Origin of the sequence: Bacillus sp. FSL K6-3459 (assembly GCF_038003305.1) — a bacterium.
Classification (GTDB): Bacteria; Bacillota; Bacilli; order Bacillales; family Bacillaceae; genus Bacillus; species Bacillus pumilus_O.
This window is the reverse complement of sequence record NZ_JBBOOW010000001.1, coordinates 3,636,547-3,652,357: the sequence shown is the minus strand read 5'-3', so window position 1 is coordinate 3,652,357 and position 15,811 is coordinate 3,636,547. Positions and strand designations below refer to the sequence as shown.

Here is a 15,811-nt window from a genome sequence, read left to right as displayed (position 1 = left end):
TCACTCCTCTTTTTTTATACGTTGGCAGTATGGATTGCAGCTAATTCTCTTAATGCTTTTTTACTGACTTTGCCTACACCTGTTTGTGGGAACGCATCGATCCATTCAATGCGGTCGGGAATTTTATAGGCAGCGAGCCCGCGTTCTCTTAGAAATGATTTTAAGATGTGCGGTGCTGGTTTGTTGTTTCCTTTCGCGATAACAAAGGCACATGAGCGTTCGCCAAGAAATGGATCCGGCATGGACACCATGGCGGCATCATGAATGTCAGGATGCGCAAGTAAATGGTTTTCAACTTCTTCAGCGGCAACCTTTTCACCGCCACGATTGATTTGATCCTTGTCTCTGCCTTCTACAACAACATTTCCTTCTTTAGTTAATCGTACGATGTCACCTGTTCTGTAAAAGCCATCGGGTGTAAATGCTTTTTTGTTTTGTTCATCGGCTTTATAGTAGCCGCGAATCGTGTAAGGTCCTCTTGTTAAAAGATGTCCAGCCACTTCATGCGGGACGGGCTTGTCCTCATCATCAACCACTAGTACCTCATCATATTCAGACATCGGGCGTCCTTGTGTATGAATAAGGACATGTTCAGGATCATCTAATCTGGTATAGTTGACCAGACCTTCTGCCATGCCAAAAACTTGCTGTAACTTACATCCAAGGGCAGGCATCACTCGTTTTGCTGCCTCAGCACTGAATTTAGCACCACCGACTTGTAAGACTTCAAGACTCGATAAGTCATCTGATCGATGAGAAGCGGCTTCTAGCCAAATCAATGCGATAGGTGGGACGACAGCGGTAATGGTCGCCCGTTCTTTTTCAATGAGTGGAAAGACGACATCAGGGCTTGATCCAGGTGCAAGAACGACTCTTCCGCCAGCGTATAACGTCCCAAGGACTCCAGGCGAGCTTAATGGATAGTTGTGTGCTACTGGAAGTGTAGCTAGATACACACTATCTTTTGTGAGCTCGCACACCTCATTGCTTTTCCAAAGACTATACATATAGTCATCATGTGTACGAGGTATGAGCTTAGAAAGGCCTGTGCTGCCTCCTGATAACTGAAGAAATGCAATATCACTTGCCTCTACATGAATTCGGGGATCGAGTGATGGGTCCTTGCGCAGATCATCCAAGTCAAGAAATTCCTCAGCTTCCCCTGCTACAATGACATGAGGTAATGAGGGAAGCTTTTCTTTCACTTGACGTGCGAGTGATCGATAATCAAAGCCGCCATCGATATCTGGTATGACATATGCGTCTGCTTCGGCAAATTCAATAAAATAAGTGATTTCACTGCTTCTATGAGATGGCAGTGAGTAGACGGGTAAAGCACCGATTCGAAATAAAGCGAAAACGACTTCAAAAAAAGCAGGAATGTTAGGAAGCTGTACGACAACTCGACTTCCCTTTTGAATTCCAAGCTGATGAAAACCGGCGGCAAGACTGCTGACGCGCTCATCAAGTTCTTGGTAGCTCATGTGCGTATCAGCGTATGTAATCGCTGTTTTATTCCCTAACGATACGGCACGTTCACGAAGCATACCGCCAAAGGTTTCCCCAAGCCAACAGCCGTTTTCACGGTAGCGTTTTGCAAATTCTTCCGGCCATGTAGGTGGTTGAACAAACATGTTTTTGTCATCTCCTATGTATTTTTATAGCTGATGGATGCCCATCGCACGAAGCATCGTGTTAAATTTTGCAGATGTTTCGGCTAGCTCTTCTTCTGCCTTAGATCCTTTGACCACGCCTGCACCAGCAAAGAGACGAAGGGATTGACCCTCAGCTTCTGCACAACGAATGGTGACAATCCAATCACCATCACCATTTGCATCTGCCCAACCGATCATTCCTGTGAAAAATCCTCGATCGAAGGGTTCAATCGCTTGGATTGCTTCACGTGCATCTGCTGTAGGTGTTCCGCATACTGCGGGTGTTGGATGAAGGCTCAGCGCTAAATCAATTGAGGATACACTGGAATCTTCTAATTCACCTTTTACGACAGTAGATAAATGCCACATCGTTTCTGTTTGTATGACGGATGGTGATGCAGGCACATCTAACGTACGACAGTAAGGAGCAAGCGCTTTAGTGACAGCTTCGACAACCACTGCATGCTCGTGTAAATCCTTCGCTGAAGTAAGGAGTTCATCGTGACGGCGCTGGTCTTCTACTGGATCTGAACTACGCGGCCGAGAACCAGCGAGTGGATTGGAAATCACAGATGAACCGGTTTTTGAAAGAAGCAGCTCAGGACTTGCCCCAAGAAGTGTGCGCTTTTGGGAAGATTTCGGATCAGCTACATTTGCAGCAAACGTATAGCCAGTCGTATTGTGACGAGCAAGCCGTTCGAGTATTGCTTTCGTATGAATGTCTTGATTTGATTTGAGGTGGAGAGATCGAGAAATGACGATTTTGCTTAGCTCTCCTTTTTCAATTTTATCTAACCCTTCGTTCACACCATTCATATAGACTTCAGGAGAAGGGACAGGTGTCACCTCATAGGATGGTGATGTCACTTCCGAATCCTCATCACCTTGATGAAATTCGAGGGGATCACTAAACTGTACATGGAATGGCACATTTAAACGAACGGGCTGTGCCGGATCAAACGGGACAGCACCAGCCACAATCGGTGTTTGGATACCAGCTTGTTTGGCATCGTCAAATACGTGCGCTACCCTTGTGGATAGTTCATTGAGCTGATTGGTTTCAATATGCTGGAAAATCCCTTCTGCAAGTATTGTACGTTTAGGGGAAGCAAGGAAAAAAGCGCCTGGCTGATAGTCTTGAATCAACTGTACTTTTTCTTCTGACGGCAATAATGAATGTTTCATGAAAAGGCCTCCTTTTTGATGAAATGCTAGATTCCGAGTGTTGCGCCACCATCAATCGTGAGATTCTGCATCGTAATATGACTGGATTGTTCAGATGCAAAGAAGATTACTGCATCAGCGATGTTTTGAGGATCAGCGATTTTTTGTAAAGGAATACCGGTTTTATAAGTTTCTAATGAACCTTTAATCACATGATCTACTCCTTGTTCATCAGACCATAATGCCCATTGCATAGGTGTTGCGGTAGAGCCAGGAGAGACAACATTGCATCTGATTCCATAGTTTGCTAGCTCTAACCCAAGCGTTTTTGTAAAGGAAGTAGCTGCTGCTTTTGAAGCGGCATAGGCAGCCATATTCATTCTAGGAATGGCACCTGCGTTAGAGCTGACGGTCACAATGACCCCATCTGATCTTTTCATCATGTATTTGGAGACAGCTTGTGATACGTAAAAGACACCATGTGTGTTGACTGCAAAGGTTTGTTGCCAGTCATCTGCACTAAGCTGGTCGATAGAACCGATTCGAAGGATGCCTGCTACATTGACCAGTAAATAAATGGGTCCAAGCTGCTTTTCAATTTGATCGACAATGTGCTGAACAGATGCTTGATCGGTAATGTCACATGGATAGGCAAAGGCACGTATGCCTTTATCGTTCATTTGCTGGACAGTGCTTTGCAGCTGAGCTTCATTTGCGTCAACTGCTGCAATGATCGCATCTTCATCTGCTAGTCTTTTTGCGACTGCTTGTCCGATACCTTGCCCTGCGCCTGTGATAAGGGCAATCTTTTGAGATAGTCCACTATGTTTCATACGTTCACTACCTTTCCTTCGTGTTTCTAGTTGTTAAAAGATCATCATGATAGAGCGCAAAACGAAAAGCGTAATTCATCAGCACCGGTAAAACGGACGTATGTCCTTCTTCAGGGAACTCGTGATAGGCCGTATGTAAGCCATATGAGGACAAAGACAACATGCGATTTGCTAGTGACTTTGCATGATCATTCATTTGACATGGATGATGTTTTTCTAACTCACCTACACCTATAAGCAACCGGACATTCATAGGCACCTGACGTATGAGGTTGGTGAATTGGTGTTCTTTTTCTAGAAATAATTTTCTGTTCCAGTGGATAGAAGGACTGCCCGCAATATATGTCTGATAAGCATCAGGGTGCTCAAATAGTGTGTGTAATACAAAAAGACCGCCAAGAGAATGCCCAAAAAGTGTTTGACGACTTAGGTTGATCGGATAGCGTTGCTCGATATAAGGCTTCACAGTCTTTTCTAAAAAAGAAAAGAAAGTAGAGGCCCCGCCATATGTATGGATGGAAAAGTCTTTTCTTTTGCCGCCGATGGAAGCATCAGGGCTAGTAAAAGTGAGATCATAATGCCTGAGCGGATGATAGGGCCCTTCTGTCTGATAGCCAATTCCAACAATGATGGCAGGTACGACACCTGTTTTTTCAGGTCTTCTTGACTGTAAACGAATGGCTTCGACCATTGTGCCAAAAAGTGAATTCCCATCAAGCACGTACATGACTGGAAAACCAGCCGCTGGAGGGGGAGTATTCGGTTTAAATATAAAAAGTCTGTATGGGTGTTCTGTGATATCTAGTTGCTCCGTCCCAGGTATAAAAAAAGGACGGCTTTCTCCAAAAAATGAACCCTCAGTACCCATTCCTTCGGGGCGTTTGGACATATGTGACAAGTCTCCTTCCTCAAATTCGACTCTCATACGATGATAAAGTAGGCTTGCGGATATTGGATGAGTGTAGAAATTGAAGAAATTTCCCTCCAAATGAAAATGATTCTCAACTATCCGCAAGCAAAACAAATGATAATGGTTATCAATTATGAAGTCAAATGCTCATAAAGTTGTGTATTTGATTTTCTTATCCCAATATTCAGAAAATAAAGGACTAACTCACTAACAAATGATTTGAAATAGGGAATATCGGACCTTGTCATTTAAAAATAGGAGAAATGTCAAAAGACCTTGACTGCCTCGGAATTTTTACCATTTTCTTCTGTTTGATACAGGAATAAATATGGGTTTTTCTTCTCGAAAAGATTTTGAGAAAAAATAAGTCTATAGACTCACTTGTATTTTTAGGGAAAAAGAGGAGGATTTTGCGAAAAGTTGGTGATCTCATATCTCAAAACTTATTCAATATTATGCTGAGCTTTTTTTAGAGTGCGAATTATACAATTAAAAAAAGTAAGGGTTGTCCCCTTACTTTTTGGTCAATTGGTGTACAAGTCTGTAAACACCATTAAATTAGAATCCATCTGTGACATCATATTCGTAACGGATATCGGCTTTGACATTGCTCATAGTAGATCTTGCTGTAGCCTTTGCATTGTACTTAAAGCTCCATTTTTGAGCGACTTTTAATTGATTTTCCAGAGAAATACGGTAAGAACCACTTGTTGCAGATGAAACAATGGATTCGTTCCAAATCTTGTTTTCATCAGCCATCAGTTTGTGTGTGACATTTCCTTGGTTAGGCGATTGTGTACTCGTTGTTGAAATCGATTTAACGATTGCATTTTTAGGGATAGAAGAATTCTTCGTTAAATCCATTGAAATGACAGAAGAATCAACTCCTAAAAAATTCAAAGAAGTATTCCCCATGTTGGTGGCGGCTCCCGTAAAATTGAATGTTCCATTTCCAGATTTGATGCGATCTTGAATGGAGACAGTAAAATACATATTTCCTGTATATGTACCACGGGTCACTTTCACAAAATAAGTTTCTGAATTTGAAGTAACGTCATCAGTATTAGCAAAAATAAATGGTGTAACTGAATCAGGGTTAATGACTCTAGATCTACCATCAGAATATTTCGAATTATAAACCTCTATTTTCATCCCAGTGTACTGCTTATCATATGAACTTCTAACATAAACTTTTTCACCCTTATTAATTGTGAACTGATAATACGCTTCGTTTTCACCTTCAGGTAAGATTGTCGTATCTGGACGACTATATTTCCAATATCCCATTGAGCTTGCTGTGTTAGGACTGTTATTCCCCGTAATCGCTGCTTCTGCTGAATTAGGTGCAAAAAAACTAGTAACAAGCACTAATAATAATGCAGGTAATAAAAAACGTTTGAAGATAGTATTTGTCATATTTTAACCCTCCTTGTAATAATTACTATATCGGCATTAAACTAACAATTTTTAACTTAATTGCCGATATATTTAATAATCACTATTTTTTGAAAAAAGGAGAATCAAAATGAATATTAATACGTCATACCCGACAAGTGCGCCTAACAATCAGAACCGAATCGACTATAAAGGTCAATCAGCTATTAAAAGTACAAATGAGGTGATGACCGAAGCTGATAAACGAATGAAAGTATTAGATGAAAAATATCAAAAAATAAATGAACAAAATAAACGTTTCAAAGATCCTCATGGCCATATATTTGATAAGTATCGAAATCCAAACTCCCCTTATTTCAGAAATGATTTAACCAAACCGGAAAGAGAGGCGGCTTACTCTATTGAAATTGGATGGGCTAATAGTGGAACAGGAGGGCATTATAATTCTAATGATGCCGCCTTCCGTAATGAAAAACGGTATGATCCAACCCAAGAAAGTGTAGAAAAGAAAATACTCAATCGTCAAAAGGTCAACGAACAATTACAAAGTTTATTCTCTAAAAACGGTATAACCATTCCTAAAAACACAAATTTAACTTTTACCATTGACCCGAACAATTTTAAATTAGTGGTAAGTGGTTCAAAAGACGAATCGCTGACTAAACAAATAGAAGACCTATTAAATACAAGCAACAATACAAGAGAATTATTTTTCCATATTATGAAAAGTAGAAATGAAGATTCGACTCAATTCACGCCTGATTCCCTTGCCAAATTCCACCTTGTGAATCAAATCAAAACGGTGACAGGCTACAATTTAAAAGACTTAAGCATTGTAAATGGTCAATTTGTAACGGATAAAGGGACGAATATTTTTGATATATACAAAGAAGATCTCCTGAAAAATCCATACACAGCAGACCATGCACGAATTGCGGCTTCACATTACGGAGCACAGTTATTTGATCTAGCCAAAAACGGGTTTGATTCTATTCCCGACTTGGTGTTATCTATTGGTTATCAAAAGGGGTCGTTACATGACATTGGGCAAAAGGTGAATTACGGAGTAACAAAATGAAGATAAATACATCAAATGCTACAGCGGTTCTGAACAATCAGAACGTTACCGATTTCAATAGCCGTTCAGCTATAAAAAGTACAAATGAGACGATGACCGAAGCAGATAAACGAATGAAGATACTTGATGAAAAATATCAAAAAATTAATGAACAAAATAAAAGATTCAGTGATCCTCAAGACCACATATATAATAAGTATAGAAATCCATACTCCTCTTATTTCAGAAATGATCTGACCAAGGTTGAAAGAGAAGCTGCATACACTATGGAAATGAGTTGGGCAAGGAATAATAAGGGTGGTCAATATGACTTTAATGATGCCATCTTCCGTAATGAAAAACGGTACGATCCTACCCAAGAAAGCGTAGAAAAGAAAATATTTAACAGACAAAAGGTCAACGAACAATTGCAAGATTTGTTCTCTAAAAATGGTATAACCATTCCTAAGAACATGAATTTAACTTTTACCATCGACCCAAATCATTTCAAATTATTGGTGGGTGGATCAACAGATGAATCGCTGACTAAACAAATAGAAGAACTATTAAATACAAGCAACAATACAAGAGAATTATTTTTCCATATTATGAAAAGTAGAAATGATGATTCGACTCAATTCACGCCTGATTCTCTTGCTAAATTCCACCTTGTGAATCAAATCAAAACGGTGACAGGCTACAATTTAAAAGACTTAAGTATTGTAAACGGTCAATTTGTAACGGATAAAGGGGTCAATATTTTTGATATATACAAAGAAGATCTCCTGAAAAACCCATACACAGCAGAACATGCACGAATTGCCGCTTCACATTACGGAGCACAGCTATTTGATCTAGCCAAAAACGGGTTTGATTCTATTCCCGATTTGGTGTTATCTATTGATTATCAAAATGGGTCGTTACATGACATTGGGCAAAAAGAGAATTATGGAGTGAAGAAAACGATAGAGAACAAAAGGTGAACGTCAACAGATAAAAATCCCATTAGCACAATGAAGGACTCTATAACAATTGGTGTTACAGAGTCTTTTCTATTGAGATGCGTTGGTTGGCTGTTCAACGAAACCTCCTCATGGTAATTTTGACTATAGTCGATGTTTTTCACTTTTTTATCGGTGAAAATGTTAAAATGATGAGTAGCGTATTTTTTTATGAAAGGACGGTGCTTGGCATGACGGAACTTCTCGATGACCGGCTGCCGCCGCAAAATATAGAAGCCGAGCAGGCCGTATTAGGTGCTGTTTTTTTAGAACCATCTGCGCTCACGCTCGCTTCTGAGGTATTAATTCCAGAGGATTTCTATAGAATGTCGCATCAAAAGATTTACAATGCGATGCTTGTACTTGGTGATAGAGGGGAACCGGTCGATCTTGTTACGGTGACTTCTGAACTGGCCAATACAGATTTACTAGAAGAGGTAGGCGGGATTTCGTATTTAACCGATATTGCGAACTCTGTCCCAACTGCCGCAAACATAGAATACTATGCAAAAATTGTAGAAGAGAAATCCATTTTAAGACGTCTGATCCGCACGGCGACAACCATTGCACAAGATGGATACACGCGTGAGGATGAAGTAGAGGATCTGTTGAGTGATGCTGAAAAGACCATTATGGAAGTGGCGCAGCGTAAAAACTCAGGAGCTTTCCAAAACATTAAGGACGTGCTTGTTCAGACATATGATAATATTGAACAGCTTCATAACCGAAAAGGCGATATCACAGGGATCCCAACAGGTTTCTCCGAGCTTGATCGGATGACAGCTGGATTCCAGCGAAATGACTTAATTATTGTAGCGGCTCGTCCATCAGTAGGGAAAACGGCTTTCGCATTGAACATCGCACAGAATGTTGCGACCAAAACGGACGAAAGTGTCGCCATCTTTAGTTTAGAGATGGGATCTGAGCAGCTAGTTATGCGTATGCTTTGTGCTGAGGGGAATATCAATGCACAGAACCTAAGAACTGGTAATCTGACTGAAGAGGACTGGGGCAAGCTGACAATGGCGATGGGCTCGCTATCGAATAGTGGGATTTTCATTGATGATACACCTGGAATCAGAGTAAGTGAAATTCGCTCAAAATGCCGCCGCTTGAAGCAAGAAAACGGTCTTGGCATGATCCTGATTGACTACTTGCAGCTCATTCAAGGGAGCGGACGATCAAGCGATAACCGTCAGCAAGAGGTATCTGAAATCTCTAGGGCATTGAAATCGCTGGCAAGGGAGCTTGAAGTTCCAGTTATTGCTTTGTCTCAGCTTTCACGTGGAGTAGAGCAGCGTCAGGACAAACGTCCGATGATGTCTGATATTCGTGAATCAGGAAGTATTGAGCAGGATGCCGATATCGTGGCATTCCTTTATCGTGATGATTACTACGACAAAGAATCAGAGAATAAGAACATTATTGAAATCATCATTGCCAAACAGCGTAACGGCCCAGTAGGTACAGTATCATTGGCGTTCGTCAAAGAATATAACAAATTCGTCAACCTGGAAAGAAGATTTGACGATGCGGGTGTTCCGCCCGGTGCTTAAAGCCCAGCTCAACAAGCTGGGCTTTTTTTAATGGATCTACATCGAAAGAATGATTGAAAAACGATCGAAATGAGGAGGAGAGAAAGACTGAGAAATCGTATACTAAAATAAGAAAAGGAGTGATGACTGATGAAATTTCAACAGTTTGAAGCCGCTCAATTACGCATCGCACGCCCAACCGTCAACATGAAAGAGGTTGTGTCCTTTTATGAAGAAGGCTTAGGTCTCAAACGAATAGGCTCGTTTGATCAGCATGAAGGATATGATGGTGTCATGCTGGGGCTCCCTCATCAGCATGTTCATTTAGAAATCACAAAGCATGAAGAAGAAGAAAGCCTGCCCACCCCGCATCCAGAACAGCTCCTTGTGTTCTATATTCCGGATGCTGAGGAATTTCAGCAAATGAAAGAGAGATTGATCTCATTTGGCGGACGGCAAGTCACCTCTACAAATCCATATTGGGAACGGGGTGGAGCAACCATTGAAGATCCAGATGGGTATCGCATTGTGCTCATGAACACAGATGGCATCACCCCTGTTTAAAAAAAGACTCCCATGCCCAGGAGTCTTTTCTGTTATGAACGAGGTGTGACACGCAGTTTCAGCTCTTTCAGTCCATACATGCTGCTGCTGGTCATCGGAACGTAAGAGAGGAGCTCTAGCGCCTCATATCGTTCTATGAAAATCTTTATAGCTGTACATGCTTCAAGACGTGCCAGTGGTGCGCCAAGACAGAAATGGATACCGTGCCCGAAACCAATATGAGGATTAGGGTGGCGGTCTATATCGTATTCATGTGCGTTTGAGAATTGACGCTCATCCCGGTTGGCGGAAGCAAGAAACACAATCACATTGTCTCCCTTTTTTAACACTTTCCCTCCTAGTTCTGTATCTTTTGTGACATAACGAACAATCGCAGGAGCTGGTGCACGAAAACGGACAGCCTCTTCCACCGCACGTGGTATGAGTTCCGGTGATTGGGCGAGCGCTTCATACGCATCCGGCTGTTCTAACAAGCTGAACATCATATTGGAGATCAAGTTGGTGGTTGTTTCGTTGCCGGCTAAAAGAAGAAGATTACAAAATGGAATGAGTTCATCTGCTGACAGTTTGTCTCCATTCTCCTCCGCTTGAATGATGAGGGAAATTAAATCATCACCAAGGTTGTGACGTTTTTTTTCAATGGTGTCTGCAAAAAATGCCATCATGTCAGCTTCCCCTTTGTCACGTGTTTTCTGCCATTCAGCTACATCCTTCTCACTTTCACTTTTAGGCATGCTGACGAGAATATCTGACCATTCTTTAAAAGATTGTTTATGCTCTGACGGCACACCTAAAAGCTCTGCAATGACAATGACAGGAAGCGGATAGGAAATGTCTTGCACTAGGTCAATCTCTTTTTTTCCTTCAAGTTGTGCCATCAGTTCATCCATTAATTCATGAATACGAGGCTCCCACAATTTCATGACTCGAGGGGTAAAGGCTTTGCTGACAATGGAGCGGATGCGAGTGTGATTGGGAGGGTCCATCATCACCATTGTTTTCATCAGTGAATGCTTCCGCTGGTTTTTAGGAGGCTGACTCGAAAAGGTATCTTTATCGATTGTCACGCGCTTTGCTTCCTCGTAGGTGAATACACTCCACGTTCGGCTGGCTTCGTCAAAATGAACAGGTGATGTCTTACGCATGTTGGCATACAAATCAAATGGGTGATACGGGTCCTGCTTGTTTTTTCCTCTTAATAACGTTTTTTGCACAGCACTTGGGGACGTTGTTTCCATGATCATCACTCCTTATAGGTTGTCAGATGCTTCCTTTTTTTCATTGTGTTAGATTAAAGTTAATTCATCAGCCTGGAGGATTCAACCAACAGAAAAGCGAAATCTGTTGAAGAAAATAGGAAGGGGAGAGCGGCTTGTGGCGGATTGCTACAGAGGGGATAAGCGCGCAACGGAATCAAAGCAGCAATTAAGAAAAGCATTATTTCAGTTATTAAGCGAGAAAGAATGGGAGAAGATTTCTGTACAGGATTTGACGAAAGTGGCAGGCATCCATCGGACAACCTTTTATCAGCATTATGAGGATAAATTTGATCTTGCCCAGCAGGTGATGGATGAGATGTTTGATGTGATGAAATGTGCTATTTTTAAGCCTGTACAAGAAGGCGATTTGAAAAAAGAGCATGCGGCATATGTGTATATTTTTCGATTTTATCAGCATTTGCAAGAACATGAAAAGGAGTATCAAATTCTTTTGAAACGAGGGCGAGAGCTCAATATTCATGAAACGGTTCGGGCTTTTTTTGAAGAAAGCTTTTCTTTGGGGAAAGAGGGGGTTGCAGGCTCAAAGCCTGATCCACATCTTGTTCCTATCGACATGCAGAAGCAATTCGTTATTTCTGCTTACGTTGGAACGGCAGAATGGTGGCTGAGGACAGGTAGACCTTATTCACCAGACTTTATGGCAAATTCGATGATTCATTTAATTGAAAATCAATAGAAAGTAAGAACTATCAAAAACGTTGGTTTTACTCAAAATCTCCCTTTTTAAGCGCTGAAGAAGTGAGTAAAGCGCTTTTTCTCATATTTAAAACGAACAAAATTTGATTTCGAGATATTAATGTTCGGATTTCACGTTGACTTTTTCGGTTTGCATTGATAAAATAAATGTGTTTGAAAGAGATAACGTTTTGAAAGGTTAACGGAGGTGCACGATATGTCTTCAGTAGTCGTAGTAGGTACGCAGTGGGGTGACGAAGGGAAAGGGAAAATTACCGATTTCCTTTCAGAAAATGCAGAGGTGATTGCCCGTTATCAAGGGGGAAACAATGCAGGTCACACAATCAAATTTGATGGAGTGACTTACAAGCTACACCTCATTCCGTCCGGTATTTTTTATCAAGAGAAAACTTGTGTCATCGGTAATGGAATGGTAGTTGATCCTAAAGCGTTGGTCACTGAGCTTGCGTATCTTCACGAACGGAATGTGAGTACAGATAACCTCAGAATCAGCAATAGAGCCCATGTGATTTTACCTTACCATTTAAAATTGGACGAGGTAGAAGAAGAGCGGAAAGGGGCTAACAAGATCGGTACGACGAAAAAAGGAATCGGACCAGCTTATATGGACAAAGCAGCTCGTATCGGTATCCGTGTCGCAGATCTATTAGATCGTGAAGTATTTGAAGAGAAGCTTGCTCGTAATCTAGAAGAGAAAAATCGTCTTTTAGAGAAAATGTACGAAGCAGAAGGCTTCAAGATTGAAGATATTTTAGACGAGTATTATGAATATGGCCAGCAAGTGAAAAAATATGTCGTGGATACATCTGTTGTCTTGAATGACGCACTAGATGAAGGCCGCCGCGTGCTATTTGAAGGTGCACAAGGTGTTATGCTTGATATCGATCAAGGGACATATCCATTTGTTACGTCATCTAACCCAGTGGCTGGGGGAGTGACGATTGGTTCTGGTGTAGGACCAACGAAGATTCAACATGTGGTCGGCGTGTCAAAAGCGTACACAACACGTGTTGGAGATGGCCCATTCCCGACAGAACTCCATGATGAAATTGGTGATCAAATCCGTGAGGTTGGCCGTGAATACGGTACAACAACTGGACGCCCGCGCCGTGTTGGCTGGTTTGACAGTGTTGTTGTCCGCCATGCTCGCCGTGTGAGCGGGATTACAGATCTATCTCTTAACTCAATTGATGTACTGACAGGGATTGAAACATTGAAAATCTGTGTCGCTTATAAATTGAACGGAGAAATCACAGAAGAATTCCCAGCAAGTCTAAATGAACTAGCGAAATGTGAGCCTGTCTACGAAGAAATGCCAGGATGGACAGAGGATATTACAGGCGTGAAGAATTTAAGCGAACTGCCTGAAAATGCCCGTCATTATTTAGAGCGCATTTCACAATTAACAGGTATTCCACTTTCCATTTTCTCAGTCGGACCAGATCGTTCTCAAACGAATGTTGTCCGCAGCGTGTACCGTCCATAATCATAGACTGATCAAACACCAGTAAAATTACACATTTTACTGGTGTTTTTTTGTTTAAATATTTCTTAATTTCAGTAGAACAGGCTTCCGATCATTACCAAAATATGATAACTGTATAGGGGGAAGGGGCGTTCTAGTGAAAGAAAGAATAAGATTATTAGATATTTTAAGAGGTTTCGCCATATTAGGCACATTGGGAACGAACGTCTGGTTTTTTGCGTATGCAGGGGATACCTTTGCGACAGATCAGATTTCAGATGAATATGAGAATGGCAGTTTTTTAGAAAGCCTTGTTTCCATGTTCGTCTATGGGAAAATGCTCTCGCTGCTCACCATCATGTTTGGTGTAGGACTAGAGCTGAAATACCAGCAGGCCAAAAGAAAAAACACGCCTTGGCCAGGTACATATTTATGGATTCTTTTATTTTTATTTATCGAAGGTTTTGTCCATTTTGCACTTGTGATGGAATATGATGTGCTCATGAGTTACGCTGTCACCGGTTTGCTTGTGGCATTTATTGTACGAGGAGGGAGCAAGCGTATCAAAAGAGGCATGATCTTCTCTGGAGTCATTCATTTGCTTGTTCTGTCCAGTCTGATGATGTTCGCCCTCTCTGAAATGGAAACAGCATCGTATGATCAAGGGAGTGAACCCGCGCTGGAAGAGCAGATGCCAGAGACATGGATCTCGCAGGTTCAAGAACGATTGCAACACTTTTTCATGTACCGGGGGGAAGCGATCTTTCTCATTCCAATGAACACATTTTTGTTTTTATTAGGTGTGCGGATGATGCGAGCCGGTGTATTTTATGCAAATGAACGCGGGCAGTCTCTACGGAAAGGACTATTCCGAGTCGGTCTGTGGGTGGGGTTGCCGTTGAATGCACTGATATTCGTTCCGAATGAACTAGTGGAATTCGTGGTGCGCTATGCGTTTTCGCCATTCCTTTCTCTTTTCTATATTGCTGTTATTGCGAAGCTCCTGGCTAACACAGAGTCATGGTTCATGTGGTATTGGTTTGAATATGTAGGGAAAATGGCGCTTAGTTGTTACATCCTGCAAAATGTCATCTGCTCGGTTCTTTTTTATAGCTGGGGATTGGGTCTTGGCGGACAAATCAACGCTCCTCTTATCGTATTGGCATGGCTGTTGATTTCTCTTCTGCAAATTGCCATATCAGCGTTTTGTCTAAAGATTTGGAGAATCGGTCCGATGGAATATATTCGTTCGCGGGCACTTCGCCGGGTGACGATGAAGAAAGCAGGATAAAGGGGAATCGTGACAATGTTTTTCAAAAAAAGTACGAAAAGAGAACAAGCGAATGCGCGTAAAGCAGCTGTGTCAGCATTTATCTTTTATCTTCTCGCATTAGGAGGACATGCGCTGTACTCTTATTTCCAGGATGATAAACCGCCCGTCACCTTTGTGATTCTCATGGCGGGTCTCCTTGTATTTTTCACATCAGATTGGCTATACAATAAGAGACGTTCATAAAAGAAGCCCTCATGACGAGGGCTTCTTTCTTATTTCACGCTTTTATATTGGCCTTTTAAGTTTTTGCGGATGTACTGAATGATTTTGCGCAATTCGTTGGCATGCGGTCTGCCAAACGGACTTGTTTGCCTTTGCTGATAGAGGACTTGGCCCTTTTCGTTTAGTAAGAAATAGGCTGGCTCTCCGTGCACCCCGTGATCTTCATAAGGAGCATCTTCCCCGTGATAGTGGACTTCATATGCTTTTAATGAAGTGAGATCCTTGTCAGACATGATGGGGAAGGATAGTCCTTCTTTATCGGCAAATTCCTTCAAGTCATCAGAATGATCTGTTGAAATCGCCATTAAGTGGATATCCTTGTCTTGAAAGTATGATTGCTGCTGTTCGAGCTCTTTTAATTCTTCCACACATACTGGGCACCATGAGCCTCTAAAGAAGACGATGAGGTGCCAGCTTTGATGCTCCTCTAAATGCTTGTGAAAATCAATATGTTCGCCCTGAATGGTTGGGAGTGAAAAATTGGGCATTTTATCTCCTAATTTGAATGAACTCATACTGCTTCCTCCTTTTTGAATCACAATGTTACTTGTTTCATGTATAACCAATTTCGATCTGTCTAAAACGTTTCTATGTGCTTGAATAGGTAGAGGTTATAAAAATGAAGGCGGTTGCAAGCAGAAGGGATTTGGCAGGAGATTTCAAATCCGACACTTTTTTTAAAAAAATGTCGAAAAACGTAT

Annotated in this window: 15 protein-coding genes; 8 read left to right on the top strand and 7 right to left on the bottom strand. The window is 41.5% G+C overall.

Annotated elements, in window-relative coordinates; translation table 11 throughout:
* Positions 1 to 14: 14 nt before the first annotated feature.
* The 5 genes from MHI35_RS18615 to MHI35_RS18595 all read right to left on the bottom strand — a co-directional run bounded on the left by MHI35_RS18615 (position 15) and on the right by MHI35_RS18595 (position 5,978).
* On the bottom strand, positions 15 to 1,634 hold the full coding sequence (locus tag MHI35_RS18615) for a (2,3-dihydroxybenzoyl)adenylate synthase (RefSeq protein WP_211062796.1): 1,620 nt from the start codon (positions 1,632 to 1,634) through the stop codon (positions 15 to 17).
* A gap of 24 nt (positions 1,635 to 1,658) precedes the next feature.
* The gene (dhbC, locus tag MHI35_RS18610; protein ID WP_211062795.1) at positions 1,659 to 2,840 is read right to left on the bottom strand and encodes an isochorismate synthase DhbC; all 1,182 of its coding nucleotides are present in this window, start codon (positions 2,838 to 2,840) and stop codon (positions 1,659 to 1,661) included.
* A 26-nt stretch (positions 2,841 to 2,866) separates the two neighbouring features.
* Positions 2,867 to 3,652: a 2,3-dihydro-2,3-dihydroxybenzoate dehydrogenase gene (locus MHI35_RS18605; protein ID WP_211062794.1), complete on the bottom strand. Its 786-nt coding sequence runs from the start codon at positions 3,650 to 3,652 to the stop codon at positions 2,867 to 2,869.
* Between the two features lie 7 nt (positions 3,653 to 3,659).
* Positions 3,660 to 4,541 (bottom strand): alpha/beta hydrolase, encoded by an 882-nt coding sequence (locus MHI35_RS18600; protein WP_211062793.1) that lies wholly within the window; start codon positions 4,539 to 4,541, stop codon positions 3,660 to 3,662.
* 579 nt (positions 4,542 to 5,120) lie between these two features.
* Entirely contained in the window at positions 5,121 to 5,978 is an 858-nt protein-coding gene (locus MHI35_RS18595; protein ID WP_211062792.1) for a hypothetical protein, read from the bottom strand.
* Positions 5,979 to 6,087: 109 nt separating this feature from the next.
* On the opposite strand from MHI35_RS18595, the gene MHI35_RS18590 reads away from it, so the two are divergent.
* The 4 genes from MHI35_RS18590 (at position 6,088) to MHI35_RS18575 (ending at position 10,114) form a co-directional block, all read left to right on the top strand.
* Entirely contained in the window at positions 6,088 to 7,035 is a 948-nt protein-coding gene (locus MHI35_RS18590; protein WP_211062791.1) for a DUF4885 family protein, read from the top strand.
* The gene (locus tag MHI35_RS18585; protein ID WP_335349403.1) at positions 7,032 to 7,997 is read left to right on the top strand and encodes a DUF4885 family protein; all 966 of its coding nucleotides are present in this window, start codon (positions 7,032 to 7,034) and stop codon (positions 7,995 to 7,997) included. Before MHI35_RS18590 ends, MHI35_RS18585 begins: the two co-directional genes overlap by 4 nt.
* Before the next feature lie 209 nt (positions 7,998 to 8,206).
* Positions 8,207 to 9,571: a replicative DNA helicase gene (gene dnaB, locus MHI35_RS18580; protein ID WP_012011888.1), complete on the top strand. Its 1,365-nt coding sequence runs from the start codon at positions 8,207 to 8,209 to the stop codon at positions 9,569 to 9,571.
* Positions 9,572 to 9,700: 129 nt separating this feature from the next.
* Complete coding sequence (locus MHI35_RS18575) at positions 9,701 to 10,114, top strand: VOC family protein (protein WP_211062789.1); 414 nt, start codon at positions 9,701 to 9,703, stop codon at positions 10,112 to 10,114.
* Between the two features lie 32 nt (positions 10,115 to 10,146).
* Here MHI35_RS18575 and MHI35_RS18570 read toward each other — a convergent pair whose 3' ends face one another.
* A complete protein-coding gene (locus tag MHI35_RS18570; protein ID WP_335349404.1) occupies positions 10,147 to 11,352 on the bottom strand; it encodes a cytochrome P450 in 1,206 nt (401 codons plus the stop codon).
* A 136-nt stretch (positions 11,353 to 11,488) separates the two neighbouring features.
* Between MHI35_RS18570 and MHI35_RS18565 the strand changes: the two genes are divergently transcribed.
* The 4 genes from MHI35_RS18565 (at position 11,489) to MHI35_RS18550 (ending at position 15,071) form a co-directional block, all read left to right on the top strand.
* Positions 11,489 to 12,070 carry a TetR/AcrR family transcriptional regulator gene (locus MHI35_RS18565; RefSeq protein WP_335349405.1) on the top strand — a complete coding sequence of 194 codons (582 nt, stop codon included), beginning with the start codon at positions 11,489 to 11,491 and terminating at the stop codon, positions 12,068 to 12,070.
* 216 nt (positions 12,071 to 12,286) lie between these two features.
* On the top strand, positions 12,287 to 13,576 hold the full coding sequence (locus MHI35_RS18560; RefSeq protein WP_144523322.1) for an adenylosuccinate synthase: 1,290 nt from the start codon (positions 12,287 to 12,289) through the stop codon (positions 13,574 to 13,576).
* A 136-nt stretch (positions 13,577 to 13,712) separates the two neighbouring features.
* Positions 13,713 to 14,846 carry a DUF418 domain-containing protein gene (locus MHI35_RS18555; protein ID WP_335349406.1) on the top strand — a complete coding sequence of 378 codons (1,134 nt, stop codon included), beginning with the start codon at positions 13,713 to 13,715 and terminating at the stop codon, positions 14,844 to 14,846.
* Positions 14,847 to 14,861: 15 nt separating this feature from the next.
* Positions 14,862 to 15,071: a hypothetical protein gene (locus MHI35_RS18550; RefSeq protein ID WP_012011882.1), complete on the top strand. Its 210-nt coding sequence runs from the start codon at positions 14,862 to 14,864 to the stop codon at positions 15,069 to 15,071.
* A gap of 29 nt (positions 15,072 to 15,100) precedes the next feature.
* Here the strand turns inward: MHI35_RS18550 and MHI35_RS18545 are convergent, their stop codons facing one another.
* Positions 15,101 to 15,625 carry a peroxiredoxin family protein gene (locus MHI35_RS18545; RefSeq protein ID WP_012011881.1) on the bottom strand — a complete coding sequence of 175 codons (525 nt, stop codon included), beginning with the start codon at positions 15,623 to 15,625 and terminating at the stop codon, positions 15,101 to 15,103.
* Between the last annotated feature and the right edge of the window lie 186 nt (positions 15,626 to 15,811).

Coding starts and splice junctions, on each gene's coding strand:
- MHI35_RS18570 (WP_335349404.1), bottom strand. CDS start 11,352: ATGGAAACAACGTCCCCAAGTGCTGTGCAAAAAACGTTATTAAGAGGA.
- MHI35_RS18595 (WP_211062792.1), bottom strand. CDS start 5,978: ATGACAAATACTATCTTCAAACGTTTTTTATTACCTGCATTATTATTA.
- MHI35_RS18615 (WP_211062796.1), bottom strand. CDS start 1,634: ATGTTTGTTCAACCACCTACATGGCCGGAAGAATTTGCAAAACGCTAC.
- MHI35_RS18550 (WP_012011882.1), top strand. CDS start 14,862: ATGTTTTTCAAAAAAAGTACGAAAAGAGAACAAGCGAATGCGCGTAAA.
- MHI35_RS18575 (WP_211062789.1), top strand. CDS start 9,701: ATGAAATTTCAACAGTTTGAAGCCGCTCAATTACGCATCGCACGCCCA.
- dhbC (WP_211062795.1), bottom strand. CDS start 2,840: ATGAAACATTCATTATTGCCGTCAGAAGAAAAAGTACAGTTGATTCAA.
- dnaB (WP_012011888.1), top strand. CDS start 8,207: ATGACGGAACTTCTCGATGACCGGCTGCCGCCGCAAAATATAGAAGCC.
- MHI35_RS18590 (WP_211062791.1), top strand. CDS start 6,088: ATGAATATTAATACGTCATACCCGACAAGTGCGCCTAACAATCAGAAC.
- MHI35_RS18585 (WP_335349403.1), top strand. CDS start 7,032: ATGAAGATAAATACATCAAATGCTACAGCGGTTCTGAACAATCAGAAC.
- MHI35_RS18600 (WP_211062793.1), bottom strand. CDS start 4,541: ATGTCCAAACGCCCCGAAGGAATGGGTACTGAGGGTTCATTTTTTGGA.
- MHI35_RS18605 (WP_211062794.1), bottom strand. CDS start 3,652: ATGAAACATAGTGGACTATCTCAAAAGATTGCCCTTATCACAGGCGCA.
- MHI35_RS18545 (WP_012011881.1), bottom strand. CDS start 15,625: ATGAGTTCATTCAAATTAGGAGATAAAATGCCCAATTTTTCACTCCCA.
- MHI35_RS18560 (WP_144523322.1), top strand. CDS start 12,287: ATGTCTTCAGTAGTCGTAGTAGGTACGCAGTGGGGTGACGAAGGGAAA.